Raw genomic sequence first — 26,430 nt, 5'->3', positions numbered from 1 at the left:
GAGGTGATTTCCCTCGCCGGAGTTGCAAGGTCATTCTCCAAAGCATCGTCGCACCGAAACTTTCACTGTCGCCACCGAGACGAAATGCCTGATTGAGAAGCCAGGGAGGCTCGACATGCAATGTGGGAGATGGCTGGGTTGGTCCCGGGTTGACGTGGCGACTTTTGAAGACGACGTCGACCGACTGCCCGTCATGCCACCTCCCGGCTGACGCCTCGGATTGAATCTACGTCGGGGGTGCACCAATTTAGGAGAATTATATGGCTCGCCAGCGATCGTCGAATCTCATCCGTATCGCGCTCGCGCTGCTTCTCTTCGGGGCTCTCCGAGTAGACGCGCGAGCTTCGGACCTCGTAGGTCATGTCTACATGCAGACCAATGAGACCCAGAACCGCATTATGCACTTCGGTCGCAATGAGGATGGGCAACTCGAATTACGCGAGGGTATCCCTACCGGGGGCGCTGGCTCGGGCGTCTTCAAGCCGATCAGCGGTCAGGAAAGCGCGCCCAACGCATTTGAGGGCGCTGGTAGTGTGATCCTAGCCGAATCCAACACCCTGCTGTTCACGACGAACGGCGGCGACAACAGTGTGACGAGCTTCCGAGTGACTCCAGACGGCAATCTGACTATGATCGATCGGCAATCGACGGGCGAGCCCGTAACCGGGCGCACCGGAACGGCCAAGTCGCTCGTCTATCGCCCCCAAAGCCGAACACTATATGTACTCCATGCCTTCGGCCCCAACCACCTCCGCTCCTACACAGTCGCTAAGAACGGGAAGCTGAAGCTGCGCCCGGAGCGTCATTCGGTAAACACCGCGAAAAAAACCGATCGGGTGTCGACACAAGCGGTTCTGTCGCCCGACGGCCGCTTCCTGCTGGTTGACATCCTCTTCGACGCTCGTCCAGCAGCCAATCCGGACGGGTCACCAAATCTGGTCGTGGCGAACGCCTCCGACCCAGACGGGCTCGTGATATTCCCGGTGCGCGACGACGGCACGCTCGACGAGGCTTCGTTTGCAGATGCCGGCGGCGGGGGGCCATTCTACATAGCCTTCCTCAAGCGGAGTCGCGATATCTTCCTAAACGGTGTCGCGGTAGGGGACGGCGTGCTAGTGAGCCGCATTGATGGCAAGGGTCGCGTAACCAATGGTCCGTTGACCCCGATCGACACCTCGCTCGGGAAGCCGTCTGAGCTCTGCTGGCTGCAGGTGACCTCTGACAACTCGCTCGTGCTTGCGACCAACTTCGGCTACGGAACAGTCTCGACCTACCGGCTCGTAGAAGGCCAATTGAGCCTTCTGCAGGACCCGGCCAACAACGCGATACCGGGTGACGGTACCTTCCGCGCCGTGAACGGGCTCGTCAGCAGCGGACCTAGTGACAGCTGGCTGACTCCCGACGATCAGTACTTTTACCAGGTCTTTGGAAATGCCTCGGTGCTTGTCAGCTACCGCCTCGACAAGACGAGCGGCCGACTGACGGAGATTGGTCGAAATCCGATTCCCTACAACAGCCCCCAAGGTCTTGCGGGATTCTAGGTGTCTACCGGCGGAGCGCGATCGACCAGGCAAGATCCAGCTCACCGCCGCATTTGGTCCAGCGCGGTCGCTCAATTGAACGTAGATAATGCGCCGGCGATCCAAGGGGCCAGGGAATGATACGAAGGCTTAGGGAGCGCGCCCCCTAAAGCCGAGCTCTGGACAACCGACGTGCCTCGAGCCCACGGTCACTTGTCGGACATCTGTCCCCGTTCCTCTAAGTCCGACGTCATTTTTGTTCATCCCTCAGCAGTGAACACTCGCCGAACGAGGGAACAAATTTATTGCTCTTTTTTCGGTAATCTCTTTCCAATCCCCTGCCCGGCCGCGCAAAGGAAATCCGATGTTTTCCGGATGCGAGCTGAAAGAGACGATTAAAAAAGCGAGGCTACGGTGACAGACTAGCCGCTCTCGTGGACGGGATCTATCCGCGAAACCATTCGGCTCAATTTAAGGCTGGCAGCAGTGCTTGGTCGGGTGCAAGCTATGCCGGATTTTCCCATGAAGAACTACTGTCGAGACCGCCAGACAGACGATCGAGCGGCTAAGGCAATATCTCCGCGCGGAGCGTCACGGCGATTGGATGAACTGATGCGGAGCGATCATGAAATTGGGGCCAGCTAGAGAACGGCAAGCAGCGCGCAGTGCGGCGGGAAATAGGACGAAAATGGAGAAGCGATGAACGACTCTGCCTTCGTTTTCGTGAACGGTCTTGGAGAAAATGTGAGTTTATGCGCTCATCAAAACAATAAATATCGATGCCTGGCCGCAAGGCAATACGCGAAGCAAGTGTTCAAACCTGTCTTGGAAGATTCTTTGTTATGATCTTATAGGTTTAGAATGGAAGCATTCGTCCGCCCGCAGAATCACAGAAGAGTTCTTCAGAAACGCTTTGACTGTTTGACCCTGGTTCCCGCAGCGGCGGCGATTTGTTATCCATTTCTGCTCAATGCGTTTCATGCCATCGTCGGCACGCAGGCCAGAAGCCGGCCACCGCTCGCAACCGCAACCTTCATCCTGGTCATCGCGTTCGTCGTGCCGTTTCTTGGTATCGCTCTGGCTTGTCGTCCCAAGTCCAATCACGGTTCAAGACGCCTCGCCTATGCCAGTGTGGTGTCGCCGACGCTCTATGTCTTTCTCGGCGTTGTCCAGGCCTTGATTAAAAGCCCTGTTCCCGACGAGGTCGTCTGGTGCGCGATTTGGCTTGCAATCGCGATCTGGTCTCAGTCTGCCCGAGATCCAGTTGCCGCAGCTGTACCTGCAGTCGGCGGTTGGCGGTTTGTCCACGGGGTGACGGCCGCGGTCCTGTGCTTATATGTGGTGTTTCATCTCACCAATCATCTGTTTGGGTTGGTAGGGCAGGATGCGCATGCGGCCGTTATGAAGATCGGACGCGTGGTTTATCGCTCTGTGGTGGGTGAACCGTTGTTGGTGGCGGCCATGCTTTTCCAGATCAAAACGGGCCTCGTTCTGGCATGGCGCTGGAGCGGCGCAGTGCGTGATTTCCAGCGGACATATCAGGTCGCTTCGGGAGCCTATCTCTCGCTGTTCATTCTCGGCCACATGAATTCCGTCTTCGTCTACGCGCGACGCTTCCTGGGCATACCGACAGATTGGAATTTCGCGATCGGAGCTCCGACTGGGCTCATTCATGATGCATGGAATATCCGTCTTCTGCCCCACTACGCGCTCGGCGCCTTCTTCGTCCTGAGCCACCTTGCTTCAGGGCTGAGAGTGGTGCTGATCGCACACGGCGTCGATCAACGTAATGCCGATCGGCTTTGGGGTGTCTGCGTCGCGATGAGCGCCATCGTCGCGGCCGCTATCATTGCCGGAATGTGCGGCGTCAGGATCGGTGCATTGGATTCGTGACTTGCGAGATCGCGGTCACACACGACCTGCGCGCGCGGGAATCCCGAACCTGGATGGCGCGCGGTCTGAGAAGTGTTCGTGGTGGTTTTCCTGTCGGACACTCTTGGAATCGTGCGTCGCGTCTTGTGGCGCAGCCAAGTGATGACAGCGTCACATGACCGACGAAGAAGAGTTAGCCATCAAAATCGTCGTGTCGGCGGCACCGGCCTGATTGCCTCAAAGAGCGTCGCCATTCTGCGTCATTGCGGCCACGAGATGATTGCTACCCACCGAGTCGGCGTCAATACGATTACCGCAGATGGACCGAAAGAAGCCCCGGTCGAGCCCCCCGTGGTGATTGACCTCTCCCATTGGCCGTCCTTGGCTCAAGGCGGTGTCGGAATTCTTCGTGATATCTTCATTGCGGCCTGACTATCAGTGTCCATGAACCGGGTGCCGTTTCGGTCAAAGATGCTGACGGGTACCTTTGCCTGTGGCAAAGGTCGAAAGCAACGTCCCTCACTATTTCAGTGCGATGAGGAAATTCCCCGAAAGTGAGTTTCTGAAATCGGATTACAATAATGTAGTGCAAGCAGCCTTTCCCAATGTCGAAAAAGATTTGAGTAGATGTCGGTTGACGAACGTATCGCGTCTATCATCTCTGCTCCGGCCACCGTTTTCAGTGTTGAAGGGTATCAGGCCGCACCAGCGTCATTTCGGCGGATTGCCACCCGGCTTGCCCCATTGAATCGCAATCTGATCATTCGCCGAAGCGGTGATTAGCCGCCTCGTCGTTGACCCGCTTGGAGGGAGCGTCTTTGCAAACCACGCGGGCGCGCGCGACGGTGCGCGAATCGATGGTCTCCGACAGCCGCTTCAGGTTGGGGCAACCCCCAAGGGGTCGTCGGCGCCCTTCCTCACGCTGAAGGGCGCGGTCGAGAGAGCCCAGCGGGGTCCTGCCAAGGTACGGATCGCGATTGGCACATGGCGAGGACGCCAGCACCTCGCCGAAGATTGCGTGGCAATGTCTGCGACATGTGCTCGCTGCTGCAGACGAACGTAGCTTTCGGCAGGACGCCGCCAAAGTCGGCGTTTGGAAATAGACGATCAACCGTGGCATCCGAGAGTCGGAAAAGGAAAGTCGGGGTTGTTTTTGTGAGTGAGGCTCATCTACGCAGGTTAAAAATCCGTACAAGGATTTGCAAGCCTTGCCGGGATAACCCTCAACAGCGGCACAAAAGCGGAAATCGCGGGAGGTCGCCGAAGGGCCGAGAGCGACGTAACGCGTCCAGGTCAGCTCGGATCGAGTGGCGCGTCGGGGGACTTGGCTTCGGGCATGCAAGTACAGCTTGATTGTTACCCGGGTCACGCAATGTGTGGAGTTTAGAAATGGGCCCAAGGGCGGCAATGGAAGTTTTTTGCAGATGCGACCGCTGGCATTCCTCACTGCAGCATCATGCGGCGCGGCGGCAATAATGATCGTCTATCGACTCTATGGCGACAGGTGATTTCCCTCGCCGGCCTTTACAAGGTCATTCTCGTCGGGTGGTTTAAAACGAACAGGAGCTACCATGAAGATTCAAGCCCGCGGCCTCGCGATTGCGCTCGCAATTGCCGTTCCTATCGCAGTGACCGCCACGGCCAAATCGTCTGCTGCGCCGAACAATGGCACGTCGATCAAGGTGGCGGCGCCAGCCGTGACGACGGACGTCCGCTATCAGGTGCGGCGGGGTCATCCCTACCCTTCGTACTCGGGCTATTCCACCTATGAGTCGAACTGGGGCTATCCCGCCTATAGTTCGTATTGGGGCGATCCAACCTACAATTCATATTATGGAGCTTACGACTACGGATATTACAGGTCAGGTTGCGCGCCCGGACCGCGCGTCGGGGCCTTTGCGACAGCGCCCTGGTCCGACTTGCCGACGTGTCCGCCGTATCGGTAAAATCCTCTGCACTCCCGACGGCTGGCGCGGGCATGTAATGAAGTCGGCGCCGACCTCCAGGCGATCCGCGATCAGATCACCGCCTCGACGACACCCAATGGATTGACAATGATATTGGAGCTATCCGACCTATTCCCGGCTGCTCTTACGGTCGGTGGTGGCTAGGGCTGGTCGTGATCGCCAAAGCTTGGTAGCGTGCGGCTCCCTCAAGCCGCCGCTAGCCACATGTATTTGAAAGAGTTTAGCGTCCCTCGGTCATGCGTACCTCGCTTCCGGGTCTTGGCTGTGTGCAAACCGGTCGGTCAACACGCTGCCGAGGTCGCGGATTATGGCAGGCCACCCGATGTTCTCGCGTCAGATCGTCTGCCGGCCAAAGTGGGGATTGCGACGCGAGATTGCGCTTCTGGAGGCACTTTCCGACCTCAGGCGGCGCGAGCGTGATGCAGCGTTCTTGGATGGCGTACATTAGTTCGCGCCGGTAGTCAGGGCCCGTGCGATGCTGTTCACGACCCCCACATCAAAGTCTCGCGGCGGCTGCGAACATCGCGATAGACGGACGTTCCGCCCAACTCCAGTTCGAGCGCCTCCCGCGGGTGAGCGGGCTTCGATGAAGTTGAGCATGTCTGCCAAGGAAATATCGAATGTGGTTTAATTCGATGATTTCTAAGCCCCTCCCGAGCCGGCCGCTTTCGTCCCGGCCGGCGTCGCGGTTACGGCTATAAAGGCGCCGGCGATTGAGGTCGCGGCGGCTACGGCGAGACCGACCTCGTAGCCGGACTCGAAAGACGCGGCACCGGCGGCAAGTGCCCCACCGGCAAGCTGCGCAACCCGGCTCGCCGCATTGTTGATGCCGGAGGCGAGCCCTTCGTCCGTCTGGTCAACACTCGATATCACTGACGCGGTGAGCGGTGCCACGAGCACCGCGAAGGACACGCCAAGCAGCGTCATCGGTACGATCACGCCGAGGGTCAAACATTCTTTCTGACCGAGCGCCAACCAGACATAGGCGAGCGCGGCACCTGCCGGTCCCGCGATGAGCATGGTCCGCGTGCCAATCTTGTCGGCCAACCCGCCGAAGACTTCTGACAAGAGCCCCACGCCGAGCGTGAAGGGCAGGAATGCCAGCCCGGCATCGGTCGACGACAGGGCGCGGCGGTCGACGAGGTCAAAAGGTAGAAGGAAGAGCACGATCGAAATCCCCGTATAGGTCATCAGGGTCGCGACGTTCAGCCCGAGGAAGGCGAGGTTTTCCATGATGCGGGGTGGCGTCATCGGATGTTCGCTTCTGCGCTCCCAGAACGCGTAGACGGCGAATCCGACAATGCCGAACCCCACGACTATCGTGAGCACCGTGCCGGGTTGGGCTGGTGCGTTCGCGGTGGCCCAAGCTTCACTTGGTCCGATCTGGCTCAGCGCCCAGGTTAGCGTCCCGAGCGCTAAACCGAGGATCGCGGCGCCAATCCCGTCGAACCGGCGCTGGATGAGGTCATCTTTGGGCGCGAACACCAGCAGAACTGCCACTGCTACGAGCGCGAGCGGTGGGTTGATCCAGAACACGGATGACCAGCCAAAGGTCTCGGATAGCCAGCCGCCTAGGACAGGACCTCCGGCGGTCGTGAGAGCCGATGCCGCTGCCCATACGCCGATCGCCCGGTTCCGCTCCGCGCGCAGATAGGTTGCCCCGAACAGGGCGAGACTGGCAGGTGTGACGATCGCTGCGGCCGCTCCCTGCACGACCCTGGCAGTGATCAGCCAGGCGACGAAGGCGCCAACGTGCAAGCTCCGGATGCCATTCCCAAGATCCTTGGCAAGTCGCTGATCGCCTTGGAAGTCGATTACGTCCGGCGCGGCCTCCGTGCCCCACGCCAAGTCGGCTTTCATCTACGCTATGTGATTTCTGGCGCGATCGAGTCGAAGGTGAATGACGGATACGCGCCTCTATCGTGCAGCGAGAGCTGGTACGAACCGCCGGGCGTTATCCATTCCATCAGCCGCAACGCGAGCAAAACCGAGCCGGCAAAGCCGCTCGCCGTCTTCGTCCTCGACACCAATGACAACACTCTGACCATGCCCACCAAATACGCCTTAGACTCATTGAGATGAACGAGGGGCCCTCAAGGAGGTAATGATGGGGAAGAACATCATTAAAGAGACAATGCTTCACTTGAGGGTCCGCATTTGGTGAATCGCCGACATCCGTCCTGAAACGTCTTCGCATGCGCCATGCTACTGCCCTGCTGGTCGCCTCGAGCAAGTTACATTTCACGGCGGATATGAGAGTCGCAGCAGTTTTTCACTCGAACGTCCGGAAGAACTACGGGATCGCCCCTCAAACTTGGTCAGAAGCAAAACGCGTCTTCGTTGCGTATCAGATCGAAGAGGACGGCGCCCGGAGTAATTTGGCCATGAAGAACCATGCGATTTTGGATGAACTGTGAACACGAGGTTAGAACAAGCTTGCTCAAAATCGATGGGATGGAAGGCCCGCGCTCCGCCGGTGCTAGGTTGGCATCCGTTAGGAGTGGCAAACCGGGGAGCGTTCGAATGGAAGAGATTTCTACTCGAGCGCTTGCTCTGACCTCCAGAGTGGGGCGTCTTGGGGTCTGAACGCTTTAGGCACGACCGCTGGGGATAATGAAAACGATAACGATCCGACATTTCTAACGTCGCGCAGACGGGAATACCCTCCTCATACACCTCATCGATACTTGGTGGCAGCATACAAGCCCCTGCTCTCGATGTCCCAAGAACTCGATCTAACAGCCCAACATGCAGGAGCTACGCCATGTCCTTTCGCTTCATCACAAAATCTATCAACACCTACCTAGTCGACTATCCTGTTGCCGTCGTTTTGATTGTTGCGGCATTTCTGCTGAAGCTAGGCAAGAGCAATCCTGTCGCGCTGTGGCTTTCGGTAGTGAGTCGCGTCTCACTGCTGCTGTCGGCATTCACGGACCACCCGACGGTGCTCGTCCGAGTCATCCGTGACTGGCTACATCTCTGTTTGGACCGCGCATTGGATGTGGTCTCCATCACTGTCCCCTCCGCTTTGCATTTCACTGGGCTTGACGCCGGGTATTCCTGCGCTTTCGCCGCTGCAGTCTTGCTTGCGACCTCAGCTCTCAACGCGTCCGAGGTGAGCGCCGCCCAGCGAGCGAACCTCGACACGCGGACTCCCATGCGAGGGTCGACTCGATATTAGCGGGTGGAAAGGAGCAAACGCATGACCGACGAAGTTCGATTCTCGATGCTGCGACGCAAACTAGTTGCAGGCCTCGGATGGCGCAATCGCCCGCAAGCGCTCAAGAAGGCAAGTGTGGCGCTTTGGTGCCGTGGATCCTCGTGAGCTCAATGATTCGCTGCTCATCCGGCACTTGGCGCCGCTGTTCGAGCGGCTATTCGGCGGCGGAAGTTGGTGAACGAATGGTATACGCAGCTGATCCCCTACTCGGAAGCAATAATCCTGGCAGGGGCCCTACACACATAAATCTTTGATTTATCGCAGACCGTGCTGACGCGAGTTCCAAAAGGGCGGGCGCGGCGGCTACATCTGCGTCTTGGCCGGGAGTGAGATCAAATGCGCGGGGTTTGCAATCAGGATCGCTCACGAAAATTTTCGTGGCATGCCCGCCCCGCGAGCGGCCGATCGCCTGTTCATGCTCCCCGCTTTTCCGCCGCTTGCCGAGCGATGCGCCTTGATCGAGGTAGATTCGATGGACAAAATTGCGCTGTCGTTGCCGCAGCGGGCGAGCGCTTCGAAGATCGCCTGCCATGCCCTGCAATGTCTCGGTCTACCACCCGAGATCGGCGAGGAGATCGTCGCAGTGGAGACTCCGACGGTGCGGTACGGCGCGACACGCGGCGCCGGCATAACGCAGGGCGACCAATCTGTGGGTTGTCCCGGCGAGTGGCATGGAAACCATAACGACCGGGCATTTCTAAAGGTTGGCGTGCCGGCATAACCTTCTGTGTGTCTAACGGGGTTGACCCGTGACGGTTGTGCAAAGTGCTTGCCGGCATAGGGCGCCATGATCATCCATCATGGATGGATGCACTCTCCGCATCGCAAGGACCCGCTCGATCAACGAAGCACGTAGGAGTCACTGATGTCGTTCCGCTTCATCACCAAGTCTATCCACGCCTACCTGATCGATTATCCCGCCGCGATCGTCCTAGTCGCAGCGCCATTCGTGCTGAAGCTCGGTCAGAGCGGACCGGTCGCAATGTGGCTTTCGGTTCTTGTCGGTGTCGCCGCGCTGCTCTTGGCCGCTGCGACCGACCATCCCACCGGTCTCGTCCGCATCATCCCCTACTGGCTGCACCTTCGCGTCGATCGCGCCGTCGGGTTGGTGTTTGTCATCGCGCCCTTTGCTTTCAAATTCGATTGGCTCGATGCCTCGTATTACTGGATCCTCGCTGCCGTTGTCCTGCTCACGACATCAGTGTTTAACGCCCCTGAAGAGCCAGTCGTGAGACGTCCGGGATTGGACACGCGCACAGCGGGTTCGGCATGACGCCCCCATGACCGCGCACCAAACCTCGCGCGGCATTTGAGTGCAAGTAGCGGGGTGCTGCGTCAGCGCCGGCTTGATAAGCCGTCGAGCTCTTCCACCCTGTGAAAGGCAGGCATGGACGAAACCCCTGTAGGCCCAAGGCGTCGTCCGGAAAGGCTCAGCCGGCTCAAGCATGGCCCGTCGTCCTCGTGGGTCGGCGCGCTTTTCCCCGAGAAGATGGTCGCGGCTCTCCTTGGGAATCAGTCTTACGTTGGAGGCTATGCATCTTCGTTTGGAATTTGACTTCGCGCTCGTCGAAACGACCGATCAATCGCCATAAATCGCGCCAGCATCGGAGCAACGAGCGAGTTCAGATCAATTGTATGACGACCCTCGCAGGTTAGCAGTTCGGCATAGGCTCTTAGATCAGGGTGAACGGCAGCCGGCAGTTTTGCCTTCATTGTGACCGGCTTATCTCCCCTATGGCGCCTATGTTCAGCTTGCTTCTCCGTCACCCCTAGGGCTCGATCACCAGATCGCGATTGACGAAACGTTCACTCGGAAGTCTGGCCTGATTGTCAATGTGTGCGGGTCCTCCGAACGACCTGCGGTCGGGTCTGGTTTAGCGAATTGGCCGCAGCCGATTGAAGCGCCTGGACGACGGCGTGTTGTTACCGTGCCGCGTCCGGACCAGCAGCACGCGAGAGTCTCCGAATGCGACCGTCGTAGGTTCCGATCAAACGCGTTCCCTGTGGATCTCGCTTGCCTCGGCCGGTAGGGCGAATGTTCTCTGCAACTGCCGTGCTTTGACAGTGTAGATCCAGGCGCTCGGACTAATTGTTCATGCGCCCGGAGCCATCGATTGAAAGACTTCGTCGCGCAGATAGAAGTAGTGGAAGAGAGCCGCGGCTGTATGCACGCCGGCAATCCAGAGGATGGCGTTGCCGAGGATGGTGTGTATTTCCATGATCAGCTGCCCCAGTCCATGCGCCTTCGTGATCTGGGGGGCGATGTCGAATCCGGGAAGGGTGACGGGAATTCCCTCGAGCCAAGTACCAAGCACCGCCGTTGCTGGAATCGCGATGAGGAGCGCATAAAGCGCGAAGTGAACGAGCCTCGCGGCCGCAGCCATCCATGGCAGCATCGGCTGCTTCACGGGCGTGCTGTCGATCAGCCGCCATAGCAGCCGCATCACGACAACAATGAACACGAGCATCCCAAGCGCCTCGTGGATCCTGCGGAGCCCGTCCGCGGCGGCGGAATAGAGCGAATAGCCGTCGCCGTTGCTCAGCACATAGGCGGCGAGTACCTGGACGACGGTCAGCCAATGGAGGACCTTGGCGCCGGAGCCGTAGCGAGAGGAAGTGCTGCGCAAACCGATTACCTAGCTCCGATCTTGAGCCCGCCGCAGCGGTTGATGAACTTTGGTGGCGTGTCGCCAGAGATTTGAGCGATAATGAGCTGGCCGGTTTCTCCGGCGATCAACTTTACCTTATGAAGAACCATTGCCCAAGGGTCCTCAATCGGGCGCCGAGCGTCCGGCGCTATTCCACCCAGACTGCAAGAGCCAGATGATCATCGCCACGGCCGCGGAGATTGGGTAGAAGATCGTAAACCGCAACTGCCGGTTAGCTTGGTTCCGCCGCCGCGCTCTCTCACAACTAAAGCGATAAGCGCGCAGCGCACGTCGTGTCGGATCCCGCATTGGCGGAAATCATATTCGCGGGATTCTTGGCGGACTATCAGCGAAAGCCGCTTTCCACTCTAAGCTCCCCTGCCATCCTGTCTGCCGATTACGCAGCGCCATGCCGCCAAACGCTCGGCCGGATGCTGGTTCATCCATTCGGCGAGCTGCGGCGCGCCCATCAGGCAGGACTGCATCGAGAGCTCGGCGAAGTCCGAGGTGGTGACAATCTGCTCGTGGCAATTTGCTGGAGAGGAAAGACTGCAGAGCACGGCGATGATCTTGATCATGACAACTGGGCCTCGTCGCCGCGATGGGCATTGGCGCCGCCCACCGTGTGACTTATCGGTGTCTTGTCCTGCTGCTTCGGCGGGAAGATGCGGTCATATAGCTCGCGAGCTTCTTGAATTACGCGAACTCGTCCGCGCTCAGGCTTTTGAACAAATCGAATGACGTCGTCCATATTTGCTCCGAAAATTGTCTAGCGAGCCAGCTTCGCTATGAGATGATGATACTCATTCCATTCAGATCTCGTATCTGAGCACCATCTTTGAAGCCCGTGCGTGCGGTAACGAAGGAATAAACATGCTCGTGGCCGGGGGCCGCGCGCCGGGCGTTTGAAACGTCGGCCGATTTCTTCCGAACATTGGGCGATGAAGCAGCCCGTCAGGTCATATACGCCAATCACCTTCAGGACTTGGCAGCCGATCGAGCCAATGCCTTGGTTGAATCGAGACGCGAAACCTTCTCAGCTTGCCTCGGGTAGTCGTCGGCAAGGGCCTTGAGCCGACGCGCAATCACTGAGTCAATCATCGTTTGAGCCGTGCGGAGCAAAGTCCGCACTGTTTCCAAATATGCCTTGCCGCGTTGCGCAATCTGGACCGTCATGATGCCCTCGCGCGTTTCTCAGGCAGTTGGTTGATAGCGATCGGGAGCCAGTTCACCCAATTTCGGTCACTTTCCCGGCGAGCTCTGAAGCGATCGACGCACTTCTTCGAACAAAGTCCGGTTCGCCACGAATAGTGCCGGACGAGACCAAACTTACCATCACAAACTGCGCATCGCGCGGCTCTACCAGACCTAGGACTTTCGGAGCAATGGGGCATCGCAGTCTCCTTCTGGTTTTATTGCAGTTGTTCGTCGATCGTCTCTTTTCCTCATCGCACTTCATAAACCGTGCGCTTGTCCAACAGATGCAGCCTAAGACGATCGCGACGAGCAGCTCAATCGGACATAGGTAATCGTCGGGGACCCAAAGGGGTCACGGAACGATACGAAGGTTTATGGTGTTCGCCGTTAAGCAGCGCCCTGGATTTTCGCCGCAGAACAAGACCTGAGGAGCCCGCCTCAAGCGGGCATTTTGAAGGATGCGCCGCAAGCAAGAATCTCTCTTCACCCCCGCACGCGCTTCAGCATCTGCTCGACATGGGCGATCGGCGTCTCCGGCTGGATGCCGTGGCCGAGATTGAAGATCAGCCGCCCTTGCCCAAAGTTCGCCAGCACATTGTCGACGGCGCGATCGAGCGCGGCGCCGCCTGTGATCAGCACCAACGGATCGAGATTGTCCTGCACGGCAACGCGCGTCTGCACTCGCTCGCGGATGAAGGCCGGCTCCGCGGTCCAGTCGATGCTGACCGCGTTGACGCCGGTCGTCTCGACGTAGCCGGGCAATTGCGCGCCGGCACCGCGGGGGAAGCCGATGATCTTCGCATCCGGCACCTTGGCGCGCACGCCTTCGACGATGCGGCGCGTCGGCTCGACCGACCAGCACGCGAACTCGGTCGGCGGCAGCACGCCGGCCCAGGTGTCGAAGATCTGCAACGCGTCAGCGCCGGCGGCGAGCTGCGCCAGCAGATACTGAATCGAATTCTCGACCAGGATATCGATGATTTTCGCGAACGCCTCCGGATGCCGATAAGCCATCATCCGCGCCGGCGCCTGGTCCGGCGTGCCTTGGCCCGCCACCATGTAGGTCGCGACCGTCCACGGCGCGCCACAGAAGCCGATCAGCGCCACCTTGGGATCGAGTGCGGCGCGCACGATGCGCAGCGCCTCGAACACCGGCGCGAGCTTGCCGAAATCGGCCTGCGGGGCGAGCGCAGCGACCTTGGCGGGATCATCCGGCGGCTCGAGTCGCGGACCCTCGCCGACCTCGAACCGCACGGACCGGCCGAGCGCATAGGGGATCACCAGAATGTCCGAGAAGATGATCGCCGCATCGAAGCCGAACCGCCGGATCGGTTGCAACGTGACTTCAGCGGCAAGCTCCGGATTGAAACAGAGATCGAGGAAGCCGCCGGCCTTGGCCCGGACATCGCGATATTCCGGCAAATAGCGACCGGCCTGCCGCATCATCCAGATCGGCGGGATCGCCTGCCGCTGGCCGGAGAGCTCGTCGAAGAAAGGTTTTGTCGCAGACTGGGGCACGCCGGAGAAACCGAAGATCGACGCCGAGATCGAGGAGCTGACCGAGGACCAGGCGATAACCGAACAGACGCCATCGAATTGCGGCCGCTGGCTTACGACAGGCGCGCCGCGGGGTGGCGCTAGTTGGCCTGAAGCCGGGAGACGGTTTAGGTCACCTGGCCGGCGCGTGAAATCAATCATCCCCCGCGGTCGCACGCGGCTTGTCGCCGGGCCCGAGCGGGCGCACGGTCGCGGACGCCGCACCCCGCAGTCCCCGCCCTAGGGGAACGTCAGGCCGAAAGCGGCCGGATCGAGCTGCTCGCCTTTCCGGGGGACCAAGAAGCGCTCCAGCCCACCCGGCACGAAGCTGAGCAGCAGGGTTGCCTGATCACCGACCACCTCGATTGTATGCGGCAGACCGCGGGGAAGAGCCGCGTAGGCGCCCGGCCCCACCTCGACGCGGGCATCGCCGACCCGCGCGATTAGCTGCCCCTGCACAACGTAGAGCAGCTCGTCCTCGCGCGAATGGGTGTGCAGCGGCGGCTCCTCCCCTGCCCGCACCGTCCACAGGACAGTGCCATATTCGCCTCCGGTCTGGCTGCTCTCCACTTTCATCTCGACGCTTGAGCCTCCGCTCGAGCTCACCGTCTCGCCGCCCTGGGGCGGCGTGAGAACCGGCTGCTTCACTGACATTTGTAGCCTCCTGATTGTGGACCCTTGTTCGGGTGTCGGAGTGGCGGCGAAAGGTTGCCGCTCACGCTCGTCAGCATGGGATTGCGCGCGGCGAATGGAAAATGACGTCATGCCATGAAGTCGATAGCCGCGCGTTATGATGGCCGTAGGCACGCGAACATCTCTTCGCGGTCGCGGATGTGTTCTTGAAAGATCTGGACGTTTTTACATAAGATGTTTCCGAGGGGGCAGGCAGACTCCCCGTGAGACCTAAGGTCCAAGCTCTGCGCAGCACGCAATCGTGGAGCTTGCGCATGACCGAACGTCAAACCCCGTCCCTACATTCCGTCGCCATTCTCTCGCGGGGCGACGCCGCCATGCGCCGGGATGCGACCCCGCAGAACGGCCGCTTCGTGGAGGTCTTCGAAGCGCTCGCCGCCGTCGGCATCAAGGCCTACCCCGCGATCTACGATGAAAGTTTCGCCGGAGAGATCCGAAAGCAGTTGCTCGCGGTGGACGGCGTACTCGTCTGGGTCAACCCAATTCGAGACGGCCGAAACCGCGCCGGTCTCGACGCCTTGCTGCGCGAGATCGCTGCCCGGGGCGTGTGGGTCAGCGCTCATCCAGACGTCATCCTCAAGGTCGGCACGAAGGAGGTGCTATATCGTACCCGCACGATGGGCTGGGGAAGCGATACTGCACTATATCAAACCGCGGAGGCCATGCGCGCTGAGTTGCCCGCGCGGCTTGCCGGCGGTCCACGCGTGATCAAGCGCAACCGGGGCAACGGCGGCCAAGGCGTCTGGAAGGTCGAGCAGCTGCCGGGTTCTCCCAGGTTGAGGTGCTGGACGCGACCAAGGAGGCCTCCGAGGAACTGGCGCTGGACGATTTCCTTCGCCGCTGCGCGGAGTATTTCGAGAACGGCAGCGTCATCGACCAGCTATACCAGCCTCGCCTGAGCGAAGGCGTCGTCCGCTGCTACATGGCAGGCGATCGCTGTGCCGGCTTCGGCGATCACAAGGTCAAGGCTCTCGTCGACTCGCCGGCCGCGCGCTCAGAGGCCGGACCGCGGCTCTACACGTCCAACGCCGACCCGCGCTTCCAGCGGCTGCGCCGGCTGATGGAAGATGAGTGGACGCCGCAGCTAACCTCGTTGCTGGGTATTGCCCGAGGTGACCTCCCAGCCATCTGGGATGCGGACTTCATGCTCGGTCCGGTCCAGACCGACGGGAGCGACAGCTACGTGCTCGGCGAGATCAATGTCAGCTCGGTGCACCCCTACCCGGGCGAGGCACCGGCGGAGATCGCCCGACGGGTTGCCGATCGGTTGCAAATTAAGCTTTGACGCATGCTGACGGTCAGCGGGCTCAAGCGCTTGCACATTTCCGCGTCATTCGCCTTGAAGGACGGCGAATACGTCGCCCTGCAAGGACCGTCCGGGGTCGGGAAGACTTTGCTGCTTCGCTCCATAGCGGACCTCGATCCGAACGAAGGAACGGTCAAGCTCGACGGAACGCTGAGAGAGGCGATGCCCGCCCTCGCCTGGCGAAAGCGAGTGACCTACCTTGCCGCCGAGCCTGGATGGTGGTCCGACATCGTGCAAGAGCACTTCACGGGCTGGGATGACGCCCTACCGCTCGTCACGGGCCTGGGGTTGCCGGACGATTGCGGATCTTGGCCGATCCAAAGACTTTCGACCGGCGAGAGACAATGTTTGGGGCTTGTGCGGGTGCTCTTGCTGCGGTCACGGGTGCTTCTGCTGGACGAGCCAACGTCGGCGCTCGACCCGGCATCTGCCGCGGCGGTGGAATCCTTGATCGCCGAACGCATTTCGAATGGAACGAGCGTCATCTGGAGCACCCACGACAACGCTCAAGCCCGCCGCGTCGGCTCAAGGATACTCACGATGGGGCCCGATGGTGGCATTGAGGAAAACCGGCCGTGAGCTACATTCAGCTTTCGTATGGCGATCTGGCCCAACCCGCGCTCCTTGTCGTCATGGACGGCGTTCTCTCGCTTGCTCTCGGCCTCAAGCTTGAAAAACAACTAGCCATCGCAACCGTGCGGATGGTGGTTCAGCTCGTCCTCGTTGGATACGTGTTGACGTTCCTGTTTGCTGCGGTGTCGCCCCTTTGGACAGCGCTTGCAGCCATCATCATGGTTCTGTTCGCATCTCGAGAAATCGTCGCGCGCCAGAAGCGGCGCCTTCCGGGCGTTTGGAAGTACGGGCTGGGAGCCGGATGCACGCTGCTCGCAGCCGGCACCGTCACGATGCTCGCGCTCCTGACAGAGCTACGCCCCGATCCCTGGTATCATCCGCGCTATGCGCTGCCTTTGCTGGGCATGATCCTGGGCAACACCATGACCGGAATAAGCCTCGGCCTGGACGTGCTGACAAGCAGTCTGGTGCGTGAACGAGCCGCCGTGGAAGCTTGTCTTGCGCTCGGCGGCACCCGACACTAAGCCCTGCTGCCGATCATACGGGACGCCTTGCGAAGCGGCTTCATGCCGATCATGAACAGCATGGCGGCGATCGGCCTGGTTTCCTTGCCGGGGATGATGACTGGCCAGATCCTCGCGGGCTCGAACCGGTCGATGCGGCAAAATATCAACTGCTGATCATGTTTCTGATCGCTGGTGGGACCGGGCTGGGAACACTAGCCGCCGTCCTGGGTGGCGCGCGCCTGCTGACCGATCATCGACACCGGCTACGTCTCGACCGCATTTTGACCGAAGAGTAGGAATGCTGCTATCGCCTGTCGAACCAAACGGCAGATTGAGGGAGATCTATTGAGACAGCCGCCACCACCGACCTCCTCAACGGATCTGCCAATTCCGCTTGTCGCTCTTCTGCGACACTCGCATCTAGCCGAACGTCCGCCTTGCGGCAAAACCTGTCGGTGCTCGAAGTTAAGTTCTGAATGCCCGGCCCTTTAGTACGATCAAGTGCGATGCAATACTCTGTTAGTGAAAACGCTATGGATTGCTTACTATCATCCGGATAGGCCAAGCTTGTCGCTTAGGTCAGTACCTGAGTGCGAAGCCAGCAAGAGCAACTTTCGCCAGACTACGCTAAAGGACGCAATGCCGGCCGTACTCACTACTCCCACTCGATCGTCCCGGGCGGCTTGCTCGTCACGTCGTACACCACCCGGTTCACGCCCTTCACCTCGTTGATGATGCGCGTGGCGGTCTCGCCCAAAAACTTCATGTCGAACTGGTAGAAGTCCGCGGTCATGCCGTCGGTTGAGGTGACGGCGCGGAGGCCAACCACATAGTCATAGGTGCGGCCGTCGCCCATGACGCCCACCGTCTTCACCGGAAGCAGCACGGCAAAGGCCTGCCAGATTTCGTCGTAGAGGCCGTGCTTGCGGATCTGGTCGATGTAGACGGCATCGGCCTTGCGCAGGATGTCAAGCTTGTCGCGGGTGATGTCGCCGGGGCAGCGGATGGCGAGGCCCGGGCCCGGGAACGGGTGGCGGCCGACGAAGATTTCGGGCAGGCCGAGCTCGCGGCCGAGCTTGCGCACCTCGTCCTTGAACAGCTCGCGCAGCGGCTCGACGAGCTTCATGTTCATGCGCTCGGGGAGGCCGCCGACATTGTGGTGCGACTTGATGGTGACTGAAGGTCCGCCGGTGAAGGAGACGCTCTCGATCACGTCAGGATAGAGCGTGCCCTGCGCCAGGAAGTCGGCGCCGCCGATCTTCTTGGCTTCCTGCTCGAACACCTCGATGAAGAGGCGGCCGATAGTCTTGCGCTTGGTTTCGGGATCGGTGACGCCTTCGAGCTCGCCCAAAAACTGCTTCGAGGCATCCACGTGCACGAGCGGGATGTTGTAGTGGTGGCGGAACAGGTCGACCACGGTCTTGGCTTCGTCGAGGCGGAGCAGGCCGTGATCGACGAAGACGCAGGTGAGCTGGTCGCCGATCGCTTCGTGGATCAGCACGGCCGCGACGGCGGAATCGACGCCTCCGGAGAGGCCGCAGATCACCTTGCCCTTGCCGACCTGCGCGCGGATCTTGGCGATCTCCTCCTCGCGGAAGGCGCGCATGGTCCAGTCGCCGGAAAGGCCTGCAATCTTGCGGACGAAGTTGCGGATGAGTTTTGCGCCGTCGGGCGTGTGCACCACTTCAGGGTGGAACATCAGGCCGTAATATTTGCGCTTCTCGTCCTGGATGATCGCGAACGGCGCGTTCGGCGAGGTGCCGGCGACGGAGAAGCCCGGCGGCATCTTGGTGATGCGGTCGCCATGGCTCATCCAGACCTGGTTCTTGCCGCCTGATGACCAGACGTCCTCGAACAGCTTGCTCGGCGCCTTCACCTCGACATCGGCGCGGCCGAATTCGCGGTGATGGCCGCCCTCGACCTCGCCGCCGAGCTGGGCCGCCATGGTCATCTGGCCGTAGCAGATGCCCATCACGGGCACGCCGGAATCGAAGATCGCTTGCGGGGCGCGGGGCGAGCCGGCCTCGTGGACCGACTCGGGACCGCCCGAGAGGATCACCGCCTTCGGCTTCATCTCATTGAAGGCGGCTTCGGCCTTGTTGAACGGGACGATCTCGCAATAGACGCCGTCCTCGCGCACGCGACGCGCGATCAGCTGCGTCACCTGGCTGCCGAAGTCGACGATGAGAATCTTGTCGTGCGCCGAGGCCACCGAGGGCGTCGACGCGGAGCGGTCGTTCTGTGCTGCTGTCATGGCCAGCAGATACGCGACGCGGCCTTTTCCCGCAACCGCGCGGGCCGCGCGCCCACATTCTTCTTTGGGCATGGACAAGGCAGATATAGGTAAGTATCATTGACCTAATTTGATCCACTCTTCAAACAGCGACCGATCAGGGAGAACGCCATGTCACAGCATCATCAGCCGTCAACGCTTGCCGCCCTCGGCCGGACCTGGGTCGAGGCCTGGAACACTGGCGATCTAGAGCGCGTGCTCGCGCTCTATGACGAGGCCGCCGTGATGACCTCGGACCGCATTCCGGCGCTGGGGTTCGATGCCAGCGGCACCGTGCGCGGCAAAGAGGCTTTGCGGACGTATTGGGGCAAGGCGCTGGGGTTGCTGCCTGAGCTGCACTTTTCGCTGATCGAATTGTTCGTCAGCCCCGATAGCGTCGTGGTGTTCTACGCGAACGAGCGCGGGAAGAAGATCTGCGAATATCTGCGGGTGAATGATGCGGGGCTGATCGTGCAGGGCTCGGCGAACCATTTGGTGGGGTGACGGCTGCGCGCGTAGCCTTCGGGGCAGCGAGTTTCTTGGGTGCGGACGCTGCGCGCCTCACTCACCGCTGTCATTCCCCGCGAAAGCGGGGAATCCAGTACGCCGCGGCTCCTCCGCATCACCGCGCTGCCTCTGGAATACGGGATCGCCCGATCAAGTCGGGGGACGACACGGAAGGCGAGGCGCGGATGTGCCTCAAACCCGTCATTGCGAGGAGCTCTTGCGACGAAGCAATCCAGACTGTCGCCGCAGATGCATTTCTGGATTGCTTCGCTTCGCTCGCAATGACGGAGACCGGGGCGACAGCGTACGCTAACAGAGGCGCTGCCGGCTCTGAGATAGGATTTCCCCATGAAACTCCCCGCCTCCCCTTTACCGTCACCGACTGGAGCAAGGTCGAGGCCACCACGCATCCCGGTGAGACCGGCCAAGCCAGGTGGCGCACGCTCAACATCGGCGACCTCCGGGTGCGGATCGTCGAGTATTCGCCGGGCTATTTGGCCGACCATTGGTGCGATCGCGGCCACGTGCTCTACGTGCTCAAGGGCGAGCTCGACAGCGAGCTGCGCGACGGGCGCAAATTCAAGCTCACGGCAGGGATGAGCTACCAGGTCTCGGACTACGGCGACGCCGCGCACCGGTCCTCGACCACGACCGGAGCGACCCTTTTCATCGTGGACTGACATCCGCCGGGCGGTTAATTTGCACCGCAAAATAGCAAAGTCGTGCGACGTGCCGGGTCACGGGTGGTGCCTTGAACTGGCCCCAAATTCTCGCTATATTGTGATCATCGATACTTGGCCGAACGACTGGGCCGCTTCGCTTCGTTGCTGACGGGCGCGCACGCTTCAGATGAATTCTCCAAACATCGACTCATCAGGGACTATGGGCGCAATGCTGCGTACCGGTCCGCGTGCGTACTCAATCTAACTAACTAAAGGAAATTCCCATGGCTATGGGCACCGTGAAGTGGTTCAACACCCAAAAGGGTTATGGTTTCATCCAGCCGGATGACGGCCAGAAGGACGTGTTCGTGCACATCAGCGCCGTCGAGCGCGCTGGCCTCTCTTCCCTCAACGAGGGTCAGAAGGTCTCGTTCGACATCGTCGCCGATCGTCGCAGCGGCAAGTCCTCGGCTGACAATCTCCGCGTCGGCTAACGCCCGCGCACCGTTCTGACCACGGACGTACCGGCAGAACGTCAAGTTAGAAAACCCCGCGACCGGGATCCGGTCTGCGGGGTTTTCGTTTTGGGGAACTGTGGCGCGGCAGCTGCGGTGCCGTAGGGCGGATTAGCCCCGCGGATTGCGCAAAGCGCAAACCGCGAGGCGTAATCCGCCAACGCCTGCGTCCCCGGGTACGGAAGTGGTGGTTTACGCCGCCGGCCTGCGCTGCGCGCAAGCCGCCGGCTAATCCACCCTACGAGACCTTTTTCAGGATTGAGACGAAAAACCCGTCCGTCCCCGTCCGCCGCGGCGTCATCAGCCAGCCCTCGGGCGATTGCAGCGCGGCCTCGCCAAACGCCTCCGCCTTGTCCCACAGCACGCTCGCGGTCTGCTCGGGCGGGACGGCCGCGAACTCGCCATGGCGCGCGACGAACGCCCTCACCTGCTCGCCGTTCTCTTCCGACAGCACCGAGCAGGTGATGTAGGCGATGCGGCCGCCCGGCTTCACCAGCGGCACCGCGCGCTCCAGCACCTCGGCCTGGTCGCGCAGGCGAATCTCCAGCGCGCCCGGCCGCATCCGCCATTTGGCGTCGGGGTTGCGGCGCCAGGTTCCGGTTCCCGTGCAGGGCGCATCGATCACGACGAGGTCGGCAGAGGCGCGGATGTCGGCCAACGGATCGGCCTCGCCCTTGGGCGTGCGGACATCGGCATTATGGACGCCGGCGCGCGACAGCCGTTCGTGGATTGGCGCGAGCTGGCGCTTGTCGCTGTCGGTCGCAATCAGCCGGCCCTTGCCCTGCATCAGGGCGGCGAGCGCCAGCGTCTTGCCGCCGGCGCCGGCGCAGAGGTCGATCACCTGCTCGCCGGGTTTTGCCGCGGTGAATTGGGCCGCCAGCTGCGATCCCTCATCCTGCACTTCAATGGCGCCCTTGATGAAATCCTCTTCGGCCTGGATCCCGGGGTTGCGCGCATCGGCCGAAAGCGCGATGCGCAGGCCCGTTGCCGACCAAGGCGTCGGTTTCGCATGAAGATGAGCAAGCGACTGCAGCGCCTTGTCGCGATTGGATTTTAGCGTGTTGACCCGCAGGTCGAGCGGCGCCCGGCTCGCCATCGCGGCCGCCTCCGCGGCGCTGTCCTCGCCGAACACTTTTGCCAGGTGCGGATCCAGCCATTCGGGATAGTCGCCGGCGATCGCAGCCGGCGCGTCCTTCAGGGACCGCGAGGCGAGCGCGGCCTGCTCAGCCTCGGTCAGCGGCGCCGGCGCAAATCGGCTGCCGTCGAACAAGGCGCCCATGGTGGCCGTGTCCATGTCGCGCTCGAGCCGGAGCATGCCGATCAACCTGGCACGCGCGGTGTCGGACTCCATCAGGAACGCGCTCGAGGCGTAGCGGCGCAGTACGTCCCAGACCAGGCCGGCAATGGCGGCGCGGTCGCCCGAGCCGGCAAAGCGGTGCGCAGTGCCCCACTCCTTCAGCGCCTTGGCCGCAGGCAAGCGGTCTTTCTCGATGGTGTCGATCAGTTCGATGGCTGCGGACAGCCGGGCAGCGGGGGTCATTTGAATCTTTCAGATGAAATCGGACTCGCAAGAGTCAGATCAACAAGAGCATTTTCAGCGCGAAGTAGATCCACATCGCCAGCAGCACGAGGACGCCGGCGAGCCAGACCGTGGAGCGCCGGCCGAGATCGTTCGAGGAGACGAACACGCCGGCATGGACAAAGCGCGTTACCACAAACACCCAGGACATCAGCACGATGAAGAGATCGGCATGGCGCAAGGGCAGCGCCAGCGCGATCAGGACGTAGAGCAGGACCGGCAGCTCGAACTGGTTGCGGTAGCAATTGGCGATCTGCGTGGCGCCCTTCGGCCAGTTCGGCTCGCCGAGCGCAATGTCGCGGACGCTGGTCTCGCCGGAGACCAGCGTCTTGCGGCGCGCGAAAACCATGCCGATCAGCAGCGCGAAGGTGAGGCCGACCTGGACGAAGACCGGCAGCAAGACCATTTGAACGGACATCGGAACTTTCCCATCCGGCGGACGGCGCCGGACCGTCCATTAGCCGCCGCTCCTCGTCCTGACAATCAACCAGTTGAACCGGCGTTCCCGCTCTTGCGACCAACCACCGATAGTTAAAGCGATTTCGGCCCCTTTTCGGGGCCCAAGGCGAGATAGAGGCGAGATGGCGCCATGACCACCCTGTCCAGCCTTTGGAGCGAATCCGCCGACGGCCGGCTCGGTGTCCTGATGTCGGCCCTCTCAGGTATCGCGATGGCGCTCGCGGTCGCGCTGGCGATGACGGTTTACCTTCGCCTGAGCTACCGAACCTGGCGCGACGTCGTCAGGCATGGTCTCGCCGCTCTGGCCGCGACGGCCCTGCTCGCCTTTGCCGCCTACGACATGCGCCACGCCGCGCTCGCCTATCTCGGTCTCAATCCGTCCAAGCCCGCCGTCGAGTTCGAGATCCGCATGCCCCGGGCGATGCTGACGGCGGTGACCGACAGCCAGATCGAACTGCATACCGACCGCAACCAGACGCTGGCGCTGGTCGACGGCGTGCGCGACCTCTCGGATGGCCGCGCGCTGCTGCGCGGCGCGGTCGCGCTCAACCATCGGACCGCGGACCGCGTGTTGGTCGTGAACCTGCCCGGCAAGGGCACTTTCGAGTTCCGCCTCCGTCTGCCCGCCGAGCCGCATCGCTCCGAGCAGTTCGGCCTCTGGCACCTCGCCGACCGCATCGCCTCGCCGCTCGCCGACACCGTCGCGCCGCAGGACGCCTACATGATCCGGTACCGCGTGCTTTAAACTTTGTTCGTTGCGATCCATGCCCGCGCCGTCATCGTTCCGACGCGCGAGCACGGGTACGATGATCGCATGTCCGAATTTCGCCTGACGCAGATTTCCGACACCCATCTCGGCCGGCGCTTCCCCGGCCTGATCGCCAACTTCCAGGCGATCAGCGAGCATATCGACGGCAACCGGCCCGATCTCGTGATCAACACCGGCGATGTCGCCTTCGACGGGCCAACCGGCCGCGACGATGTCGTCTTCGCAAAAGACCTGCACGACGCCCTGCCCGTCGCCTGCCGTTATCTCCCCGGCAATCACGACATCGGCGATAATCCGACCGCGGTCGGCCCGGCGCCGAAGCCGCCGGTCACGGAAGCGCATCGCCGGCAGTTCTGCGACCTCATCGGCGAAGACCATTGGTCGTTCGAGGCCGCAGGCTGGCGCTTCATTGGCCTCAACTCGCTGGTGCTGAACTCGGGGCTCGCCTTCGAGGCCGAGCAGTTCGACTGGCTGTCGCAACAGATCGCGCGCACGAACGGCAGGCCGGTCGCGCTGTTCCTGCACAAGCCGCTATTTCTCAATCTACCCGACGATCCCGAGACACCGGAAACCTCGATCCGCTATGTGCCGCAGCCGGCGCGGGCACGGCTGATCGAGATGCTCGGGACGATCGACCTGCGCCTCATTGCCAGCGGCCACGTGCACCAGCGGCGCGACTTCACCTGGCGCCACACCCGCCACGTCTGGGCGCCGTCGGCCGGCTTCGTCATCAACGATCAACGCCAGGACCGGATCGCGATCAAGGAAGTCGGGCTGGTCGAGTATCGCTTCCGACCCGACAGTTTCGAGGTCCGCCACGTCAGGGCCGCAGGCCAGGTCGATGTCGACATCGAGGAGTTGCTCGTCCAGATGGGCGGCGAGCATTAAGGCGCGCCGATCGGCTCAGGCGACGCTCTTGAGGTCCTGCTGGATCGCGGCGAGCAGGGATTGCAGCGCCTCGCTGTTCACCGGCTTGGCCGCGAGATCATTGGCAGGCGGCTGCCTGGCAAGCTGCGCGGCCTTGACCGGGCGCTTCGGGAATGGCGGGGGCGGTATCGGCATCGAGGGGCGAGCAAGATCGCCCTCCTCGACATGGACGAACTTGCCATGGATGACGTCGTCATGGCGGCCCATGACGAACATGGCCAGCCAATAGCCGGCGGCCAGCAGGATAACGCAGAAAACACTGATCTCTAACATCGCAGCACCTAAAATATGCCCGATGATTCAATGCCTTCGCGATCCCGTCAATGAACAGCCGGTCACACCTGCGGCTTTTGCGGGCAGGTGTGACCATTTGGTGACTCTTTCTTAACTATCCCCAGGAGGCCTGTGGCTCTGTAGCCACGTGAGTCCCAGTCCCTGTCGCCTAAAGCGCGATGAATGAGATCGTCATCGCGCTTTAGGTTGTTGTTTGGGCATGATCTTTCCGGAAAACCGCTTCGCACTTTTCCGGATCATGCCTAGGCCTTGTCCGGCCCGACCCGGACCAGCTGCTTGCCGAAATTGGCGCCCTTCAAGAGGCCCATGAAGGCGCCGGGCGCGCTGTCCAGGCCCTCGGTGACGAACTCCTTGTACTTGACCTTGCCGTCGCGGACCCAGGTGGACATGTCGCGCAGGAAGTCGCCATGGCGGGAGGCGAAGTCGGAGACAATGAAGCCGCGGAAGGTCAGCCGCTTGGTCAGCGTCGCGCGCATCATGCTGGCGGCCCATTTCGGCGGCTTGGCTTCGGTGTCGTTGTAGTGCGCGATCAGGCCACAGACCGGCACGCGCGCGAACGGATTGAGCAACGGGAACACCGCCTCGAACACAGCGCCGCCGACATTCTCGAAATAGACGTCGATACCCCCAGGGCAGGCATCCTTCAGTTTTGCGCCGAGATCGGCATCGCGATGATCGATGCAGGCATCGAAGCCGAGTTCCTTCACCACGTAGTCGCACTTGTCCTTGCCACCGGCGATGCCGACTGCGCGTGCGCCCTTGGATCTTCGCGATCTGACCGACGGCCGAGCCGACCGCGCCGGAGGCGCCGGCGACCACGACGGTCTCGCCTGCTTGCGGCTTGCCGATGTCGAGCAGGCCCGTGTAGGCGGTCATGCCGGGCATGCCGAGCACGCCGATCGAGGTCGAGATCGGACCGAGCTTGGGATCGACCTTGATCAGGCCCTTGCCGTTCGAGGTCGCGTGAGACTGCCAACCGGTTCGTGCACGGACGATGTCGCCCTTGGCGAAATCAGGATTGTTGGAGGCCGCAACCTCGCTGACCGCCTCGCCCTCCATCACGCCGCCGACCGGCACCGGCGCAGCATAGGACGGACCATCACTCATGCGCCCGCGCATATAGGGATCGAGCGAGAGCCAGATCGTGCGCAGCAAGACTTCACCCGCCGCAGGCGTCGGGACCGCGAATTCCTCCAGGCGAAAATCAGATGATTTGGGTTCGCCGACGGGACGCGCGGCGAGAACGATGCGCTTGGCTTGGGACATGATGGCTTCCTCCGATTGTCTTTCGAGGTGAACGGAAGCGGAGGGAGCTAGCTGCGTCAATACAAAAGCGGCGGAGCGGTCAGATGCAGAGGCGCGCACAGCGCTCATGTCCCGGACGCGCTGCAGCGCGCAGCGTTGCTGC

General features: G+C 61.4%; 26 protein-coding genes and 4 pseudogenes. 16 read left to right on the top strand and 14 right to left on the bottom strand.

Going from position 1 to position 26,430, the window contains the following annotated elements; all coding sequences use genetic code 11:
* Window positions 1-260 precede the first annotated feature (260 nt).
* The 4 genes from GA0061098_RS05415 (at window position 261) to GA0061098_RS05405 (ending at window position 5,338) form a co-directional block, all read left to right on the top strand.
* On the top strand, window positions 261-1,541 hold the full coding sequence (locus GA0061098_RS05415) for a lactonase family protein (protein WP_245323162.1): 1,281 nt from the start codon (window positions 261-263) through the stop codon (window positions 1,539-1,541).
* Between the two features lie 840 nt (window positions 1,542-2,381).
* Window positions 2,382-3,413, top strand: coding sequence for a hypothetical protein (locus tag GA0061098_RS05410; protein ID WP_091954502.1), 1,032 nt, complete (start codon window positions 2,382-2,384; stop codon window positions 3,411-3,413).
* Window positions 3,414-3,491: 78 nt separating this feature from the next.
* Window positions 3,492-3,824, top strand: coding sequence for a hypothetical protein (locus GA0061098_RS43545; protein ID WP_129590811.1), 333 nt, complete (start codon window positions 3,492-3,494; stop codon window positions 3,822-3,824).
* A gap of 1,139 nt (window positions 3,825-4,963) precedes the next feature.
* Window positions 4,964-5,338, top strand: a complete 375-nt coding sequence (locus GA0061098_RS05405; protein ID WP_091954500.1) for a hypothetical protein — start codon at window positions 4,964-4,966, stop codon at window positions 5,336-5,338.
* Window positions 5,339-6,001: 663 nt separating this feature from the next.
* Here the strand turns inward: GA0061098_RS05405 and GA0061098_RS05400 are convergent.
* Window positions 6,002-7,117 (bottom strand): MFS transporter, encoded by a 1,116-nt coding sequence (locus GA0061098_RS05400; RefSeq protein ID WP_245323161.1) that lies wholly within the window; start codon window positions 7,115-7,117, stop codon window positions 6,002-6,004.
* Between GA0061098_RS05400 and GA0061098_RS05395 the strand changes: the two genes are divergently transcribed.
* The 3 genes from GA0061098_RS05395 to GA0061098_RS05385 all read left to right on the top strand — a co-directional run bounded on the left by GA0061098_RS05395 (window position 7,112) and on the right by GA0061098_RS05385 (window position 8,540).
* On the top strand, window positions 7,112-7,441 hold the full coding sequence (locus GA0061098_RS05395; RefSeq protein WP_245323160.1) for a cupin domain-containing protein: 330 nt from the start codon (window positions 7,112-7,114) through the stop codon (window positions 7,439-7,441). The two genes, GA0061098_RS05400 and GA0061098_RS05395, sit on opposite strands and share 6 nt — an antisense overlap.
* A 113-nt stretch (window positions 7,442-7,554) precedes the next feature.
* A complete protein-coding gene (locus GA0061098_RS05390; protein ID WP_091954497.1) occupies window positions 7,555-7,776 on the top strand; it encodes a hypothetical protein in 222 nt (73 codons plus the stop codon).
* Window positions 7,777-8,123: 347 nt separating this feature from the next.
* Window positions 8,124-8,540 (top strand): hypothetical protein, encoded by a 417-nt coding sequence (locus tag GA0061098_RS05385; protein ID WP_208610622.1) that lies wholly within the window; start codon window positions 8,124-8,126, stop codon window positions 8,538-8,540.
* Between the two features lie 295 nt (window positions 8,541-8,835).
* On the opposite strand, the pseudogene GA0061098_RS45945 reads toward GA0061098_RS05385, so the two are convergent.
* Window positions 8,836-9,110, bottom strand: a pseudogene (locus GA0061098_RS45945) (IS5/IS1182 family transposase); the annotation flags it as partial.
* 334 nt (window positions 9,111-9,444) lie between these two features.
* Here GA0061098_RS45945 and GA0061098_RS05375 point away from each other — a divergent pair.
* Window positions 9,445-9,852, top strand: a complete 408-nt coding sequence (locus GA0061098_RS05375) for an SPW repeat domain-containing protein (protein ID WP_091954491.1) — start codon at window positions 9,445-9,447, stop codon at window positions 9,850-9,852.
* 257 nt (window positions 9,853-10,109) lie between these two features.
* On the opposite strand, the gene GA0061098_RS05370 is transcribed toward GA0061098_RS05375, so the two are convergent.
* From GA0061098_RS05370 to GA0061098_RS05340, 7 genes are all read right to left on the bottom strand, one after another.
* Entirely contained in the window at window positions 10,110-10,292 is a 183-nt protein-coding gene (locus tag GA0061098_RS05370) for a DUF2274 domain-containing protein (RefSeq protein ID WP_129590810.1), read from the bottom strand.
* Between the two features lie 380 nt (window positions 10,293-10,672).
* Complete coding sequence (locus tag GA0061098_RS05365; RefSeq protein WP_091954488.1) at window positions 10,673-11,206, bottom strand: cytochrome b; 534 nt, start codon at window positions 11,204-11,206, stop codon at window positions 10,673-10,675.
* A gap of 389 nt (window positions 11,207-11,595) precedes the next feature.
* Window positions 11,596-11,805 carry a hypothetical protein gene (locus GA0061098_RS05360; RefSeq protein ID WP_091954487.1) on the bottom strand — a complete coding sequence of 70 codons (210 nt, stop codon included), beginning with the start codon at window positions 11,803-11,805 and terminating at the stop codon, window positions 11,596-11,598.
* A complete protein-coding gene (locus GA0061098_RS44750; protein ID WP_165637171.1) occupies window positions 11,802-11,978 on the bottom strand; it encodes a hypothetical protein in 177 nt (58 codons plus the stop codon). Before GA0061098_RS44750 ends, GA0061098_RS05360 begins: the two co-directional genes overlap by 4 nt.
* Before the next feature lie 227 nt (window positions 11,979-12,205).
* The gene (locus tag GA0061098_RS05355; RefSeq protein WP_091954486.1) at window positions 12,206-12,403 is read right to left on the bottom strand and encodes a hypothetical protein; all 198 of its coding nucleotides are present in this window, start codon (window positions 12,401-12,403) and stop codon (window positions 12,206-12,208) included.
* A 504-nt stretch (window positions 12,404-12,907) separates the two neighbouring features.
* The gene (hemE, locus tag GA0061098_RS05345) at window positions 12,908-13,942 is read right to left on the bottom strand and encodes a uroporphyrinogen decarboxylase (protein WP_091954484.1); all 1,035 of its coding nucleotides are present in this window, start codon (window positions 13,940-13,942) and stop codon (window positions 12,908-12,910) included.
* A 258-nt stretch (window positions 13,943-14,200) separates the two neighbouring features.
* Entirely contained in the window at window positions 14,201-14,614 is a 414-nt protein-coding gene (locus GA0061098_RS05340) for a cupin domain-containing protein (RefSeq protein ID WP_091954483.1), read from the bottom strand.
* 293 nt (window positions 14,615-14,907) lie between these two features.
* Between GA0061098_RS05340 and GA0061098_RS05335 the strand changes: the two are divergent.
* The 3 genes and pseudogenes from GA0061098_RS05335 to GA0061098_RS05325 all read left to right on the top strand — a co-directional run bounded on the left by GA0061098_RS05335 (window position 14,908) and on the right by GA0061098_RS05325 (window position 17,334).
* A pseudogene (locus tag GA0061098_RS05335) lies at window positions 14,908-15,938 on the top strand (Cj0069 family protein).
* A 3-nt stretch (window positions 15,939-15,941) separates the two neighbouring features.
* Window positions 15,942-16,538, top strand: coding sequence for an ABC transporter ATP-binding protein (locus GA0061098_RS05330; RefSeq protein ID WP_091954482.1), 597 nt, complete (start codon window positions 15,942-15,944; stop codon window positions 16,536-16,538).
* Window positions 16,535-17,334 (top strand): annotated as a pseudogene (locus GA0061098_RS05325) (ABC transporter permease). The gene GA0061098_RS05330 and the pseudogene GA0061098_RS05325 overlap by 4 nt, the downstream one beginning before the upstream one ends.
* A 359-nt stretch (window positions 17,335-17,693) precedes the next feature.
* Here GA0061098_RS05325 and guaA read toward each other — a convergent pair.
* The gene (gene guaA / locus GA0061098_RS05320; protein WP_091955195.1) at window positions 17,694-19,292 is read right to left on the bottom strand and encodes a glutamine-hydrolyzing GMP synthase; all 1,599 of its coding nucleotides are present in this window, start codon (window positions 19,290-19,292) and stop codon (window positions 17,694-17,696) included.
* Window positions 19,293-19,442: 150 nt separating this feature from the next.
* Between guaA and GA0061098_RS05315 the strand changes: the two genes are divergently transcribed.
* The 3 genes from GA0061098_RS05315 (at window position 19,443) to GA0061098_RS05305 (ending at window position 20,973) form a co-directional block, all read left to right on the top strand.
* A complete protein-coding gene (locus GA0061098_RS05315; RefSeq protein WP_091954479.1) occupies window positions 19,443-19,814 on the top strand; it encodes a nuclear transport factor 2 family protein in 372 nt (123 codons plus the stop codon).
* Between the two features lie 338 nt (window positions 19,815-20,152).
* On the top strand, window positions 20,153-20,497 hold the full coding sequence (locus GA0061098_RS05310) for a DHCW motif cupin fold protein (protein WP_091955191.1): 345 nt from the start codon (window positions 20,153-20,155) through the stop codon (window positions 20,495-20,497).
* A 266-nt stretch (window positions 20,498-20,763) separates the two neighbouring features.
* Window positions 20,764-20,973 carry a cold-shock protein gene (locus GA0061098_RS05305; RefSeq protein WP_008141931.1) on the top strand — a complete coding sequence of 70 codons (210 nt, stop codon included), beginning with the start codon at window positions 20,764-20,766 and terminating at the stop codon, window positions 20,971-20,973.
* Between the two features lie 259 nt (window positions 20,974-21,232).
* On the opposite strand, the gene GA0061098_RS05300 is transcribed toward GA0061098_RS05305, so the two are convergent.
* Together GA0061098_RS05300 and GA0061098_RS05295 are read right to left on the bottom strand one after the other, a co-directional pair.
* Window positions 21,233-22,534 (bottom strand): RsmB/NOP family class I SAM-dependent RNA methyltransferase, encoded by a 1,302-nt coding sequence (locus GA0061098_RS05300; RefSeq protein ID WP_091954476.1) that lies wholly within the window; start codon window positions 22,532-22,534, stop codon window positions 21,233-21,235.
* Between the two features lie 34 nt (window positions 22,535-22,568).
* Complete coding sequence (locus GA0061098_RS05295) at window positions 22,569-22,991, bottom strand: MAPEG family protein (RefSeq protein ID WP_091954473.1); 423 nt, start codon at window positions 22,989-22,991, stop codon at window positions 22,569-22,571.
* A gap of 171 nt (window positions 22,992-23,162) precedes the next feature.
* Between GA0061098_RS05295 and GA0061098_RS05290 the strand changes: the two genes are divergently transcribed.
* The gene (locus GA0061098_RS05290; protein WP_091954470.1) at window positions 23,163-23,777 is read left to right on the top strand and encodes an acriflavin resistance protein; all 615 of its coding nucleotides are present in this window, start codon (window positions 23,163-23,165) and stop codon (window positions 23,775-23,777) included.
* A 69-nt stretch (window positions 23,778-23,846) separates the two neighbouring features.
* Entirely contained in the window at window positions 23,847-24,689 is an 843-nt protein-coding gene (locus GA0061098_RS05285) for a metallophosphoesterase family protein (RefSeq protein WP_091955187.1), read from the top strand.
* A gap of 15 nt (window positions 24,690-24,704) precedes the next feature.
* Here the strand turns inward: GA0061098_RS05285 and GA0061098_RS05280 are convergent, their stop codons facing one another.
* The gene (locus tag GA0061098_RS05280; RefSeq protein WP_091954467.1) at window positions 24,705-25,001 is read right to left on the bottom strand and encodes a hypothetical protein; all 297 of its coding nucleotides are present in this window, start codon (window positions 24,999-25,001) and stop codon (window positions 24,705-24,707) included.
* A gap of 263 nt (window positions 25,002-25,264) precedes the next feature.
* A pseudogene (locus GA0061098_RS05275) lies at window positions 25,265-26,288 on the bottom strand (NADP-dependent oxidoreductase).
* Between the last annotated feature and the right edge of the window lie 142 nt (window positions 26,289-26,430).

Source organism: Bradyrhizobium shewense (assembly GCF_900094605.1).
GTDB lineage: Bacteria > Pseudomonadota > Alphaproteobacteria > Rhizobiales > Xanthobacteraceae > Bradyrhizobium > Bradyrhizobium shewense.
This window is presented reverse-complemented; position numbering and strand designations above follow the sequence as displayed.

Bases quoted from the DNA above. Each gene is read 5' to 3' on its own strand.
- GA0061098_RS05415 (WP_245323162.1), top strand. From the start codon at position 261: ATGGCTCGCCAGCGATCGTCGAATCTCATCCGTATCGCGCTCGCGCTG.
- GA0061098_RS05410 (WP_091954502.1), top strand. From the start codon at position 2,382: ATGGAAGCATTCGTCCGCCCGCAGAATCACAGAAGAGTTCTTCAGAAA.
- GA0061098_RS05405 (WP_091954500.1), top strand. From the start codon at position 4,964: ATGAAGATTCAAGCCCGCGGCCTCGCGATTGCGCTCGCAATTGCCGTT.
- GA0061098_RS05390 (WP_091954497.1), top strand. From the start codon at position 7,555: ATGCGCCATGCTACTGCCCTGCTGGTCGCCTCGAGCAAGTTACATTTC.
- GA0061098_RS05385 (WP_208610622.1), top strand. From the start codon at position 8,124: ATGTCCTTTCGCTTCATCACAAAATCTATCAACACCTACCTAGTCGAC.
- GA0061098_RS05375 (WP_091954491.1), top strand. From the start codon at position 9,445: ATGTCGTTCCGCTTCATCACCAAGTCTATCCACGCCTACCTGATCGAT.
- GA0061098_RS05370 (WP_129590810.1), bottom strand. From the start codon at position 10,292: ATGAAGGCAAAACTGCCGGCTGCCGTTCACCCTGATCTAAGAGCCTAT.
- GA0061098_RS05360 (WP_091954487.1), bottom strand. From the start codon at position 11,805: ATGATCAAGATCATCGCCGTGCTCTGCAGTCTTTCCTCTCCAGCAAAT.
- GA0061098_RS44750 (WP_165637171.1), bottom strand. From the start codon at position 11,978: ATGGACGACGTCATTCGATTTGTTCAAAAGCCTGAGCGCGGACGAGTT.
- GA0061098_RS05355 (WP_091954486.1), bottom strand. From the start codon at position 12,403: ATGACGGTCCAGATTGCGCAACGCGGCAAGGCATATTTGGAAACAGTG.
- GA0061098_RS05340 (WP_091954483.1), bottom strand. From the start codon at position 14,614: ATGTCAGTGAAGCAGCCGGTTCTCACGCCGCCCCAGGGCGGCGAGACG.
- GA0061098_RS05330 (WP_091954482.1), top strand. From the start codon at position 15,942: ATGCTGACGGTCAGCGGGCTCAAGCGCTTGCACATTTCCGCGTCATTC.
- guaA (WP_091955195.1), bottom strand. From the start codon at position 19,292: ATGACAGCAGCACAGAACGACCGCTCCGCGTCGACGCCCTCGGTGGCC.
- GA0061098_RS05315 (WP_091954479.1), top strand. From the start codon at position 19,443: ATGTCACAGCATCATCAGCCGTCAACGCTTGCCGCCCTCGGCCGGACC.
- GA0061098_RS05305 (WP_008141931.1), top strand. From the start codon at position 20,764: ATGGCTATGGGCACCGTGAAGTGGTTCAACACCCAAAAGGGTTATGGT.
- GA0061098_RS05300 (WP_091954476.1), bottom strand. From the start codon at position 22,534: ATGACCCCCGCTGCCCGGCTGTCCGCAGCCATCGAACTGATCGACACC.
- GA0061098_RS05295 (WP_091954473.1), bottom strand. From the start codon at position 22,991: ATGTCCGTTCAAATGGTCTTGCTGCCGGTCTTCGTCCAGGTCGGCCTC.
- GA0061098_RS05290 (WP_091954470.1), top strand. From the start codon at position 23,163: ATGACCACCCTGTCCAGCCTTTGGAGCGAATCCGCCGACGGCCGGCTC.
- GA0061098_RS05285 (WP_091955187.1), top strand. From the start codon at position 23,847: ATGTCCGAATTTCGCCTGACGCAGATTTCCGACACCCATCTCGGCCGG.
- GA0061098_RS05280 (WP_091954467.1), bottom strand. From the start codon at position 25,001: ATGTTAGAGATCAGTGTTTTCTGCGTTATCCTGCTGGCCGCCGGCTAT.